Raw genomic sequence first — 12,105 nt, 5'->3', positions numbered from 1 at the left:
CTGTCGAACAGGGAGTGCCGCCCTCGGTGCTGCGTCGGAACGTCCGAGCCGTCAGGCTCAGAAGTCCATGTCACCGCCCGGCATGCCGCCCGGAGCGGCCGCGGCGGCCTTCTCCGGCTTGTCGGCGATGACGGCCTCGGTGGTGAGGAACAGCGCGGCGATGGAGGCGGCGTTCTGCAGGGCAGAGCGGGTCACCTTCGCCGGGTCGATGATGCCCTCGGCGATCATGTCGACGTACTCGCCGGTCGCGGCGTTCAGGCCGTGGCCGACCTGGAGGTTGCGGACCTTCTCGACGACGACGCCACCCTCGAGACCACCGTTGACGGCGATCTGCTTGAGCGGGGCCTCCAGGGCGAGCTTCACGGCGTTGGCGCCGGTCGCCTCGTCACCCTCGAGCTCCAGCTTCTCGAAGACCTGGGAGGCCTGGAGCAGGGCCACGCCACCACCGGCGACGATGCCCTCCTCGACGGCCGCCTTCGCGTTGCGAACGGCGTCCTCGATGCGGTGCTTGCGCTCCTTGAGCTCGACCTCGGTCGCGGCACCGGCCTTGATGACGGCGACGCCACCGGCGAGCTTCGCCAGGCGCTCCTGGAGCTTCTCGCGGTCGTAGTCCGAGTCGGACTGCTCGATCTCGGCGCGGATCTGGTTGACCCGGCCCTGGACCTGCTCGGTGGAGCCGGCGCCGTCGACGATGGTGGTCTCGTCCTTGGTGATGACCACCTTGCGGGCGCGGCCCAGCAGGTCGAGGGTCGTGTTCTCCAGCTTGAGACCGACCTCCTCGGAGATGACCTCGCCACCGGTGAGGATGGCGATGTCGTTCAGCATCGCCTTGCGGCGGTCGCCGAAGCCCGGGGCCTTGACGGCGACGGACTTGAAGGTGCCGCGGATCTTGTTGACGACCAGGGTCGACAGGGCCTCGCCCTCGACGTCCTCGGCGATGATCAGCAGCGGCTTGCCCGACTGCATGACCTTCTCCAGGAGCGGGAGCAGGTCCTTGACGGAGCCGATCTTCGAGTTGGCGATCAGGATGTACGGGTCGTCGAGGGACGCCTCCATACGCTCCATGTCGGTGGCGAAGTACGCCGAGATGTAGCCCTTGTCGAAGCGCATACCCTCGGTGAGCTCCAGCTCCAGACCGAAGGTCTGGGACTCCTCGACGGTGATGACGCCTTCCTTGCCGACCTTGTCCATGGCCTCGGCGATGAGCTCGCCGATCTGGGTGTCGGCGGCGGAGATGGAGGCCGTGGAGGCGATCTGCTCCTTGGTCTCGACGTCCTTGGCCTGCTCGAGCAGGGCACCGGAGACCGCCTCGACGGCCTTCTCGATACCGCGCTTCAGGGCCATCGGGTTGGCACCGGCGGCCACGTTGCGCAGGCCCTCGCGGACCAGGGCCTGGGCGAGCACGGTCGCGGTGGTCGTACCGTCACCGGCGACGTCGTCCGTCTTCTTGGCGACTTCCTTGACCAGCTCGGCGCCGATCTTCTCGTACGGGTCCTCCAGCTCGATCTCCTTGGCGATGGACACACCATCGTTGGTGATCGTGGGGGCGCCCCACTTCTTCTCAAGGACGACGTTGCGACCCTTGGGGCCGAGGGTGACCTTGACGGCGTCGGCGAGCTGGTTCATACCGCGCTCAAGGCCGCGCCGCGCCTCCTCGTCGAACGCGATGATCTTGGCCATGTGAAGTGGTCCCTCCAGGACTGGGGGTGAGTCTTCGGACCGCGCCCGCGCCCGCGACGGACGGCTCGCCGACCCGTGGGTTTCTTGCCCCACCCGGCCTGCGGGCCTCACCGACCCGGTCCTTCGTTGTCACTCTCACCTTCAGAGTGCTAACGCCAATGATTAGCACTCGCCCATCGAGAGTGCAAGGCGCGCTCGCGAAGCGAGTGCTCGTTGAGGGGTGGTGGTCGGGTGACGGGCGGGCGCAAGCGCCTCCCGGGGATCGGGCCCCCTGAGTCCGGCCCGCGCGGGGCGTGCCCGGGCATGCCGAAGGGCCCGTGCCCCGGGAGGCACGAGCCCTTCGGACAAGTACAGAAGAACGTCGCTGTCAGTCGGCGCGTGCTTCAGCTGGTCGCCAGCCGGACCATGTCCGCCTGCGGCCCCTTCTGGCCCTGCGAGATCTCGAAATCGACTCGCTGACCTTCCTCCAGGGTGCGGTAGCCGTCCATCTGAATCGCGCTGTAGTGGACGAAAACATCCGCACCACCGTCGACCGCGATGAAGCCGTACCCCTTCTCCGCGTTGAACCACTTGACGGTGCCCTGAGCCATGCCTAACTCCCCTATTACTGGCCCTTGCACAGATCCACACTTCGCGGATCCGGGTCAGACCTCACCCCCCATTGGTTGGGGGCGTGCGCCGGAACGCGTCGACCGCGGCTGAATGTATCTGTCCAACTGCCGTCTGCAACAGGTCAATCGGACGAGAATTCTGGACGGAAGGGGTCCGGAATGTAGCAAGAATTCGGCCGAATTCAGGGCAAGTCGGGCCCCGTAAAGGTCACAAAAGCCGCATATAACCCGCGCACTTTGGCTACTTCTTGTCGGGCTCGCGGTATCGAATACGGGGCTCCCGACCTGGAGATCGGGACCGTGTTCCCCAACTCTACCGCGCTCAACCACACAGAATTGCCCCCTCCGCTTCTCTCACGGAGGGGGCAATCAGATGAACAGTCGGTGATCGGCGTTACCGAAGGTAATGTTCGGTCATTCGATCAGCCTGTCAAGCAGGTCAGCAGGTCAGCCGCCGGCGACGGCCGGGATGATGGAGACGCCGGCGCCGTCCGGGGTGGCGGTCTCCAGGCCCTGCTCGAACCGCACGTCGTCGTCGTTGACGTACACGTTGACGAACCGGCGCAGCTTGCCCTGGTCGTCGAGAACGCGCGCGGAGATCCCGGTGTGCTTCTTCTCCAGGTCCGAGATGACCTCGCCGAGGGTGGCCCCTTCGGCGGCGACTTCGGCCTGACCACCGGTGTAGGTGCGCAGGATGGTGGGGATGCGAACGGTGACGCTCACGTTTTTACCTCCGGTCTGGGCAACGCCCTATTTCTCGGGGGACTCAGGCGAGCCCGGCTTCGCGGAAAGACTCCAGATTCGGGCGAATGGTCGCGGTGAGTCCGGTCCCCGCCACCGCGTCCAGCGTCTTCAGTCCATCACCGGTGTTGAGTACAACGACCGACTTTGCCGGATCAATCAACCCATTCTCAATGAGCTTTTTGGTGACTCCAACCGTCACTCCGCCGGCGGTTTCCGCGAAGATTCCCTCGGTCCGCGCGAGCAGCTTGATGGCGTCGACGACCTGCTCGTCGGTGACGTCCTCCACCGCACCGCCGGTGCGCCGCGCGATGTCGAGGACGTACGGCCCGTCGGCCGGGTTGCCGATGGCCAGCGACTTGGCGATGGTGTTCGGCTTCTGCGGGCGGACCACGTCGTGGCCCTCCTTGTAGGCCACCGACACCGGCGAGCACCCCTCGGCCTGGGCGCCGAAGATCTTGTACGGCCTGTCCTCGACGAGACCGAGCTTGATCAGCTCCTGCAGACCCTTGTCGATCTTCGTGAGCTGCGAGCCGGAGGCGATCGGGATGACCAGCTGGTCCGGGATCCGCCAGCCGAGCTGCTCGCAGATCTCGTACGCCAGGGTCTTGGAGCCCTCCGCGTAGTACGGCCGCAGGTTGACGTTGACGAAGCCCCAGCCCTCGCCGGCCGGGTCGCCGATCAGCTCGGAGCAGAAACGGTTCACGTCGTCGTAGTTGCCCTCGATGCCGACGAGCTCGCCGCCGTAGATCGCGGCCATGACGACCTTGCCCTGCTCCAGGTCGTGCGGGATGAAGACGCAGGAGCGGAAGCCGGCCCGGGCGGCGGCGGCACCGACCGCGCCGGCCAGGTTGCCGGTGGAGGAGCAGGAGAGGGTGGTGTAGCCGAAGGCGCGGGCGGCCTCGACGGCCTGGGCGACGACGCGGTCCTTGAAGGAGTGCGTCGGGTTGCCGGAGTCGTCCTTCACGTACAGCCCGCCGGTGACCCCCAGCTCGCGCGCCAGGTTGTCGGCCTGGACGAGCTTGGTCCAGCCGGGGTTGATGTTCGGCTTGGTCGCCACGTCCGCGGGGACGGGCAGCAGCGGCGCGTAGCGCCAGATGTTCGCGGGACCCGCTTCGATCGTCTTGCGGAGTTCCTCGGTGTCGTAGGCCGAGAAGTCGTACGCGATCTCCAGCGGGCCGAAACACTCCTCGCAGGCGAAAACCGGGCCGAGTGGCACCCGGTGACCGCACTCGCGGCAGCTCAGGGCAGCGGCGGGACCGAGGTCGACGGTCGTAGAGTCGGTGGTGGGTGCAACAGTCTGCGCAGCCATGTGAGGCGAGGCCCTTTCTCCTCATCTTCCTCACGACGCATCTCGCCGTGAGACGGATTTGGCACCTTCCCTAGCCGGGAGCCTCGCGAGCGATCGACACTGATCGGCGATCTACGAGAACCGACTGGAGGGTTGCCGGGGCTTCAACGGGCCGTTTCCCTCTGCCCCTCTGGATGAGCGGTATGCGGTTGTCAACGCCGGGTGACCCCAGGACATGCGATGGTCATCGGCGTTGTTCAAGACTGTAACCGAAGGCCAGGACAGTTGAGAGAGTCGTCCGAACCGCGAGATGGATCACACGTCCCCGTGTGGCCGTGACAGTGAGGAGCCGCTGACCGTGCTGGAAGAAGTCGAGCGCTGGCTGGCCACCCGCTCCTGGTCCGTAACCGATCGTCCGCTGCACCGGGTCATGGCCGCCAAACGGTCCTCCGGGCAGACGGTCAGCGTCGTGCTGCCCGCGCTCAACGAGGAGGAGACCGTCGGCGACATCGTCGCGATCATCCGCCACGACCTCATGCAGCAGGTGCCGCTCGTCGACGAGATCGTCGTCGTCGACTCCGGCTCCACCGACCGCACGGCGGCCGTCGCCGCGGCGGCCGGCGCCCGCGTCGTGCACCGCGACGCGATCCTGCCCCGCATTCCCGCCGTCCCCGGCAAGGGCGAGGTCCTCTGGCGCTCGCTGCTCGTCACGTCGGGTGACGTCGTCTGCTTCATCGACGCCGACCTGCGCGACTTCTCCTCCGACTTCGTCACCGGCATCGTCGGCCCGCTCCTCACCGACCCGGACGTGGACCTGGTCAAGGCGATGTACGACCGCCCGCTCGGCGGCGCCGCCGGACAGGGCGGCCGGGTCACCGAGCTGATGGCCCGCCCGCTGCTGAACATGCACTGGCCGCAGCTGGCCGGTTTCGTCCAGCCGCTCGGCGGCGAGTACGCGGCCCGCCGCTCGCTCCTCGAACAGCTCCCCTTCCCGGTCGGCTACGGCGTGGAGCTGGGCATGCTGGTCGACGCCCTGCACCTGGTCGGGCTCGACGCGCTGGCCCAGGTCGACGTCGGCGTCCGCAAGCACCGCCACCAGGACGGCCAGGCCCTCGGCCGGATGTCCGCCGCGATCTACCGCACGGCCCAGCTGCGGCTGGCCCGCGGCCACCTGATCCGCCCCTCCCTCACCCAGTTCGAACGGGGCGAGGACGGCTTCGAACCGCGCACGTACTCCGTGGACACGGAGGAACGGCCGCCGATGGCGGAGATCGCGGAGTACGCCGAACGCAAGGTGGCGTGAGTTCGCCGTACGGCCGTATACGGCGGCGCGTCGGGCGCTGCCGTACGTTTGAGCGTTTACGGGCCGGGCTAGGTTGACGCGTATGGCTTCCCCCATGGCTTCCACCGGCGGTGCCGAGGTGCTGGTCGCCTCGAACCGCGGCCCGGTCTCGTACGACCTGCGCGAAGACGGTTCGCTGCACGCCAGGAGGGGCGGCGGCGGGCTGGTCTCAGGGCTCTCGGCCATCGGGCCGGACGCGAACGCCGTGTGGGTGTGCGCGGCGCTGGGCGACGGCGACCGCGAGGCGGTACGGCGGGCCGAGGGCGGCCGGCTGCCGGCCGGGGACACCGGCGGGCAGCAGGTCAGGATGCTCGACATCGACGCGGACGTCTTCGCCGACGCGTACAACGGCATCGCGAACTCGGTGCTCTGGTTCGTCCACCACATGCTCTACCAGACTCCGCTGGAGCCCGTCTTCGACGCGGAGTTCCGGCGGCAATGGGGTTCGTACCAGGCCTACAACCGCGCCTTCGCCCAGGCGCTGGCGCAGGAGGCGGCCGAGGGTGCGGTGGTGGTCATCCAGGACTACCACCTGGCCCTGGCCCCGCGGATGCTCCGCCGGCTCCGCCCCGACCTGCGGATCGGCCACTTCTCCCACACCCCCTGGGCGCCGCCGGACTACTTCCGCCTGCTCCCCGACGACATCGCGGCGGAGCTGCTCAGCGGGATCCTGGGCGCCGACCACGCGGCGTTCCTGACGCGGCGGTGGGCGGACGCGTTCGTCGACTGCTGCCACACGGTGCTGGGCCCGGGGATCCCGGCCGCCGACCCGGCGTCCGGCGGGACCCGGATCGGGGTGCACGGGCTGGGCGCCGACGCGGAGTTCCTGCGGAAGCGGTCGCACGAACCGGACGTCGGCGAGCGGATGGCCGCGCTTCGGGAGGAGATCGGCGGCACGGACCGGAAGACGATCGTCCGGGTGGACCGCACGGAGCTGTCGAAGAACATCGTGCGGGGACTGCTGGCCTACCGGCAGCTGCTCGACGACCACCCCGAGTGGCGGGAGCGGGTGGTGCACGTCGCGTTCGCGTACCCGTCGCGGCAGGACCTCGCGGTGTACCGCGACTACACGGCCGAGGTGCAACGGGTCGCCGACGACATCAACTCGGCGTACGGGACGGCGGGTTGGACGCCGGTGGTCCTGCACGTCAAGGACGACTTCGCCCGCTCCCTCGCGGCGTACCGGCTGGCCGACGTGGCGCTCGTCAACCCCATCCGGGACGGGATGAACCTGGTCGCCAAGGAGATTCCCGTGGTGTCGGACGAGGGGTGCGTGCTCGTGCTGTCGCGGGAGGCGGGGGCGTACGAGGAGCTGGGCGAGGACGCGGTGGTGGTGAACCCGTACGACATCGGGGGGACGGCGTTGGCGTTGGCGCTGGCGCTGGCCATGCCGGTGGAGGAGCGGGCGGAGCGGTGCAAGCGGCTGGCCGCGGGGGCTACGGCGTTGCCGCCGGCGGCTTGGTTTCTTGAGCAGCTTGAGGCGTTGGGCGGGTAGTTCGGTAGAGATTCGGGTGCGGGCCGGTGGGGGCTGGTCGCGCAGTTCCTCCCCCAGCCTTCGGCCGGGGGGACCCCCAGCGCCCCTGAAGGGGCGCTACGGCTAAGCGGCGCTCAAAGCTGCCAGGCTTCTCAGGAGTCTTACGACCCCCTCCGGGCCGTCCGTCACCACGTCCGCGCGGTCGGCGAGCTCGGTCACCTCTGTACTGCCGCTGCATACCAGCAGGCCGGGGACGCCCTCCTCGCGGAGTTTCTCCACGGCGGCGAAGGCGGGGATGTCGCCGAGGTCGTCGCCTGCGTAGAGGATCGCGCCGGCGTTGATGTGCCGGGCGTGCTCGCGCAGGGCCACGCCCTTGTCCATGCCCGGGGGGCGGAGTTCCAGGACCAGGCGGCCCGGTTCGACGATCAGGGCGTGGCCGGTGGCGAGGTCGGTGAGGGGGGCGCGGAGGGTTTCGAAGGTGGCCTGGGGGTCGGCGGCGCGGCGGGTGTGGACCGCGATGGCCCGGCCCTTCTCCTCGATCCAGGTGCCCTGCGAGGCCCCGGCGCGGTCGAGGAGGGCGGGGAGTTCGGCGCGGACGGCGGCGATGCCGGGGTGCGGGGGCGGTGCGGTGAGCTCGCCGGTGGCCGCGTCCCAGCGTTCGGCGCCGTAGTGGCCGAGGACGACCAGGTGTTCCAGGCCGGGCACGCCCGCGAAGCCGCCGTAGCGGACGGCCACCTCGGCCGGGCGGCCGGTGACCACGGCGACGGCGGCCACCTTCGGCGCGAGCGCCGCCAGCACCGGTACGGCGTCCGGGTGGGCCCTGGCCTGCTCGGGGTCGGCGACGATCGGCGCGAGCGTCCCGTCGAAGTCGAGCCCGACGAGCGCGGAGCCGGGCCGCGAGAGCAGCGCGGCCAGGCCGTCACGCCCAGCGGCCGTCCGCGGCGTCGGAAGGGGTTCCGTGATGTGGGTTCCCATGCAGCCGACAGTATCTGACCACCCCCTCAGCGGCAGCGCCCCTTCAGGGGCGCTGGGGGTCCCCCCGGCCGAAGGCTGGGGGAGGAACTGCGCGACCAGCCCCCACCGGCCCGCAGATCCGTCTCTACCGAAAGCTCAACGCTCCCCCCGCCGCGCGTCCCGCACCCTCCGCAGCCTGTTCACCGTCACCGGATCATGGGCCAACGCCCGCTCGTCGTCGAGCAGGGCGTTCAGGAGCTGGTAGTAGCGCACCGGCGCCAGGTCCAGTTCCTCGCGTATCGCGCGTTCCTTCGCGCCGGGGCTCGGGAAGCCCCGGCGTTCGAGCGCGAGGACGGCCCGCTCGCGCTCGCCCAGTCCATGCCGGTCCATGGCGAGAACGGTAGCGCTCAGCCGGTCGCCGCCGCCGTACGGCTGTCCGCCGTCGCCGCCTCGGCCTGGATGCGGGTGAGGACGCCGGTCGGGTTGCCGGTCGGGCTCACCGCCGTACCGATCTGCTTCTTGATGTCGGCGCTGATCGCGGCCCAGGAGGTCTTGCCCGCGGGGTAGAGCTGCGAGGTGGGCAGCTGCTCCAGGAAGGGCCGCAGCTGCTTGTCCTCGGCCCGGGTGGAGTCGGTCATCGCCTGGGACGCGGAGGTGGTGACGGGCAGCAGGCCGTACTCGCGGGAGAAGGCGAGGACGTTCTTCTCGCTGTAGACGTAGTTCAGGAAGTCGCCGACCTGCTCGGCGTGGCCGTTCTGCTTGAACGCGGCCATCCAGTCGGCGACGCCCATGGACGCGGTGGTGGTGCTCTGGCCGGCCCGGGCGGGCATCGGGACCGCGCCGAACTTCACGCCCTTCTTCTCGGCCTGCTTGATCAGCGTGGGGTGGCCGTTGAGCATGCCGACCTGGCCGTCGGCGAAGGCGGCGAACGCGGTCGCGCGGTTCAGGTTGCCGGGGGCCACCGGGCCGGTCAGGCCCTTGCCGACCAGTTCGTCCTTGAGCCAGGTGAGGGTGTCGATGTTCTGCGAGGAGTCGATCGTGTACGTGCCGGTGTCGTCGGTGTAGCCGCTGCCGCCGCTGAGCAGCCACTGCATGGTCTCCGCCTGCGCCTCCTCGGGGCCGAGCGGCAGCGCGTACGGGTACTTCACGCCGTCCGCCTTGAGCGCCTTCGCGTCGGCTTCGAGCTCGTCCCAGGTGGTGGGCGGGGTGGTGATGCCGGCCTGGGAGAAGAGGGTCTTGTTGTAGAAGAGGACGCGCGTGGACGCGGCGAAGGGTATGCCGTACTGCGCGTGGTTCCACTGGCCGGCTTCGGCGAGCTGGGAGGGGAAGTCGGCCTGGACCGGGATGGAGAGCAGATCACCGGCCTCGTACAGCTTGCCGGCGGCCGCGTAGTCGGCGTAGGCGCCGATCTGGGCGAGGTCGGGGGCGTTGCCGGCGGCGACCATGTCCTTGACCTTGCGGTCGACGTCGTTCCACGAGTAGACGGTGACGTCGACCTTCACGCCGGAGTGCTCGGCCTCGTAGGCCTTGGCCAGCTTGGACCAGTACTTCTGGGAGCTGTCGGCGGCGGAGTCCCCGTAGTCGGCGGCGACGAGTCTGAGGGTGACGTCCGAGGAGCCCGTCGTCCCACACCCACCGAGGACCGCCGTCATGCCCGTTGCGGACACCACCGCGATCATTCCTGCCCTACGCCGCCGCACGTGTACTACCCCTGTTTCTTACTGTCTCGCTGTTCAATATGTGGACCTATAAGGTCTACACCACGCAAGTGGACTAGACCTCTTGCGGGTCGACGGGCCACACTGTTCCCGTGAGACATGTCATCGCCCTGGACGTGGGCGGCACCGGAATGAAGGCCGCACTGGTCGGCCCGGACGGCGAGCTGCTCCACCGGGACCGCCGGGCGACCGGTCGGGACCGCGGCCCCGACGCCGTCGTCACGGCCATCCTCGACTTCGCCGCCGAGCTGAAGGCGTACGGCGAGCGGCACCTCGGCGAACCGGCGTCCGCGGCCGGCCTCGCGGTCCCCGGCATCGTGGACGAGCGGGCCGGCGTCGCGGTCTACGCGGCCAACCTCGGCTGGCGCGACGTCCCGCTGCGCACCCTCCTCGCCGACCGCCTCGGCGTCCCGGTCGCCCTCGGCCACGACGTCCGCACCGGCGGCCTGGCCGAGGGCAGGCTCGGCGCGGGCCGGGGCGCCGACCGCTTCTTCTTCGTGGCCCTCGGCACCGGGATCGCCGGCGGCTTCGGTCTGGACGGCCGGGTGGAGTCGGGCGCGCACGGCTTCGCGGGCGAGATCGGCCATGTCGTCGTACGGCCGCAGGGTGCCCCCTGCCCGTGCGGGCAGCGCGGCTGCCTGGAGCGGTACGCGTCCGCGGCGGCGGTGAGCGAGGCGTGGGCGAAGGCCGTCGGCGACCCGGAAGCGGACGCGGCGGACTGCGCGAAGGCGGTCACGTCCGGCGACCCGAACGCCGTCCGGATATGGGGCGAGGCGGTGGCCGCCCTGGCCGACGGCCTGGTCACGGCCCTCACCCTCCTCGACCCCCGGGTCCTCATCATCGGCGGCGGCCTGGCGGAGGCGGGAAGCGTGCTGTTCGAGCCGCTGCGGGAGGCCGTGGAAGCCAGGGTGACCTTCCAGAAACTGCCGTCCATCGTCCCGGCCGAGCTGGGGGACACGGCCGGTTGTCTGGGCGCGGGCCTGCTGGCCCAGGACTTGTTGAAGACGACGACCACTCCGGAGGTAACCCCCTGATGGCTGCAAACGAGCGTGACTACAGCGCCCCGTCAGGGGCGCGGGGAACTGCGCGACCAGCCACAACGCTCCCGCAGCCGGGGTCGAACGGTCTGATCCTCGACGGTGCCCGGGCAGTCCTCCCCACCGGAGTGATCGAAGATGCCCGACTCTCGGTCGAGGGCACCCGGATCACCGCCAGCCCCTCCGAGAACGCCCAGGTGATCGACCTCACCGGCCACTGGCTCCTGCCAGGCTTCGTCGACATCCACAACCACGGCGGCGGCCGAGCCTCCTTCAGCTCCGGCACCGCCCAACAGGTCCTCACCGGCGTCCACACCCACCGCACGCACGGCACGACCACCCTGGTCGCCTCCACCGTCACCGACGACATGCACGTCCTGGCCCGCCAGGCCGGTCTCCTTTCCGAGCTCGCCGAGCAGGGCGAGATCGCCGGGATCCACTTCGAGGGCCCCTTCATCTCCCCGTGCCGCAAGGGCGCCCACTCCGAGGCGCTGCTGCGGGACCCGGACCCGGCGGAGGTCCGCAAGCTGCTCGACGCGGCACGCGGGCACGCGAAGATGGTCACGCTCGCCACCGAACTGCCCGGCGGCATCGAGTCGGTACGGCTGCTCGCGGAGCACGGCGTGATCGCCGCCGTCGGCCACACGGACGCGACGTACGAGCAGACGGTGGAGGCGATCGACGCGGGCGCCACGGTCGCCACCCACCTCTTCAACGCGATGCCGCAGATCGGCCACCGCGCGCCCGGCCCGATCACCGCGCTCCTGGAGGACGGGCGGGTGACGGTCGAGCTGATCAACGACGGCACGCACCTGCACCCCGCCGCGCTCCAGTTGGCCTTCCACCACGCGGGTGCGGACCGGGTCGCGTTCATCACGGACGCGATGGACGCGGCCGGCAGCGGTGACGGCCGCTTCCTCCTCGGCCCCCTGGAGGTCGAGGTCACCGACGGGGTGGCCCGGCTGGTGGACGGCGGTGCCATCGCCGGTTCCACGCTGACGCTGGACCGCGCACTGCGGCGGGCGGTCACCGTCGACAGGCTCCCCGTCGAGCACGCGGTCGCCGCGCTGTCCGCCAACCCGGCCCGGCTGCTGGGCCTCTACGACCGGGTCGGCTCCCTGGAGCCCGGCAAGGACGCCGACCTGCTCGTCCTGGACGCGGACTTCACGCTGAAGGGCGTGATGCGCAAGGGCGCGTGGGTGGTCGCACCCGAACTGTCCTGATCCCTCCCCCTGTTGAGGGACGGCGACCCTAGGC

Annotated in this window: 11 protein-coding genes and 1 riboswitch; of the genes, 4 read left to right on the top strand and 7 right to left on the bottom strand. The window is 70.0% G+C overall.

Annotated features, from left to right (window positions below; genetic code table 11):
• Nucleotides 1–57: 57 nt before the first annotated feature.
• From groL to thrC, 4 genes are all read right to left on the bottom strand, one after another.
• Nucleotides 58–1,680 carry a chaperonin GroEL gene (gene groL / locus ACGF5O_RS20385; RefSeq protein ID WP_362591578.1) on the bottom strand — a complete coding sequence of 541 codons (1,623 nt, stop codon included), beginning with the start codon at nucleotides 1,678–1,680 and terminating at the stop codon, nucleotides 58–60.
• A 383-nt stretch (nucleotides 1,681–2,063) separates the two neighbouring features.
• A complete protein-coding gene (locus ACGF5O_RS20380) occupies nucleotides 2,064–2,270 on the bottom strand; it encodes a cold-shock protein (RefSeq protein ID WP_019057200.1) in 207 nt (68 codons plus the stop codon).
• A gap of 468 nt (nucleotides 2,271–2,738) precedes the next feature.
• Nucleotides 2,739–3,014: a ubiquitin-like small modifier protein 1 gene (locus tag ACGF5O_RS20375; protein ID WP_362591580.1), complete on the bottom strand. Its 276-nt coding sequence runs from the start codon at nucleotides 3,012–3,014 to the stop codon at nucleotides 2,739–2,741.
• 43 nt (nucleotides 3,015–3,057) lie between these two features.
• On the bottom strand, nucleotides 3,058–4,344 hold the full coding sequence (thrC, locus tag ACGF5O_RS20370; RefSeq protein ID WP_393811254.1) for a threonine synthase: 1,287 nt from the start codon (nucleotides 4,342–4,344) through the stop codon (nucleotides 3,058–3,060).
• Nucleotides 4,345–4,362: 18 nt separating this feature from the next.
• Nucleotides 4,363–4,524: riboswitch (SAM riboswitch) on the bottom strand.
• A 157-nt stretch (nucleotides 4,525–4,681) separates the two neighbouring features.
• On the opposite strand from thrC, the gene ACGF5O_RS20365 reads away from it, so the two are divergent.
• Nucleotides 4,682–5,626 carry a glucosyl-3-phosphoglycerate synthase gene (locus tag ACGF5O_RS20365; protein ID WP_393811253.1) on the top strand — a complete coding sequence of 315 codons (945 nt, stop codon included), beginning with the start codon at nucleotides 4,682–4,684 and terminating at the stop codon, nucleotides 5,624–5,626.
• A 94-nt stretch (nucleotides 5,627–5,720) separates the two neighbouring features.
• Entirely contained in the window at nucleotides 5,721–7,160 is a 1,440-nt protein-coding gene (locus ACGF5O_RS20360) for a trehalose-6-phosphate synthase (RefSeq protein WP_393811252.1), read from the top strand.
• Between the two features lie 102 nt (nucleotides 7,161–7,262).
• Here the strand turns inward: ACGF5O_RS20360 and otsB are convergent, their stop codons facing one another.
• The 3 genes from otsB to ACGF5O_RS20345 form a co-directional block, all read right to left on the bottom strand.
• The gene (gene otsB, locus ACGF5O_RS20355) at nucleotides 7,263–8,114 is read right to left on the bottom strand and encodes a trehalose-phosphatase (protein WP_393811251.1); all 852 of its coding nucleotides are present in this window, start codon (nucleotides 8,112–8,114) and stop codon (nucleotides 7,263–7,265) included.
• A gap of 135 nt (nucleotides 8,115–8,249) precedes the next feature.
• Nucleotides 8,250–8,483: a DUF3263 domain-containing protein gene (locus ACGF5O_RS20350; RefSeq protein ID WP_393811250.1), complete on the bottom strand. Its 234-nt coding sequence runs from the start codon at nucleotides 8,481–8,483 to the stop codon at nucleotides 8,250–8,252.
• A gap of 17 nt (nucleotides 8,484–8,500) precedes the next feature.
• Nucleotides 8,501–9,772: an extracellular solute-binding protein gene (locus ACGF5O_RS20345; RefSeq protein ID WP_393811249.1), complete on the bottom strand. Its 1,272-nt coding sequence runs from the start codon at nucleotides 9,770–9,772 to the stop codon at nucleotides 8,501–8,503.
• A gap of 131 nt (nucleotides 9,773–9,903) precedes the next feature.
• On the opposite strand from ACGF5O_RS20345, the gene ACGF5O_RS20340 reads away from it, so the two are divergent.
• Both ACGF5O_RS20340 and nagA read left to right on the top strand, forming a co-directional pair.
• Nucleotides 9,904–10,845: an ROK family protein gene (locus ACGF5O_RS20340; protein ID WP_393811248.1), complete on the top strand. Its 942-nt coding sequence runs from the start codon at nucleotides 9,904–9,906 to the stop codon at nucleotides 10,843–10,845.
• Nucleotides 10,846–10,940: 95 nt separating this feature from the next.
• Complete coding sequence (nagA, locus tag ACGF5O_RS20335) at nucleotides 10,941–12,071, top strand: N-acetylglucosamine-6-phosphate deacetylase (protein ID WP_393811559.1); 1,131 nt, start codon at nucleotides 10,941–10,943, stop codon at nucleotides 12,069–12,071.
• Nucleotides 12,072–12,105: the final 34 nt, after the last annotated feature.

It is taken from the genome of Streptomyces sp. NPDC048291 (genome assembly GCF_043201715.1).
In the GTDB taxonomy this organism is placed as follows: Bacteria; Actinomycetota; Actinomycetes; order Streptomycetales; family Streptomycetaceae; genus Streptomyces.
This window is presented reverse-complemented; position numbering and strand designations above follow the sequence as displayed.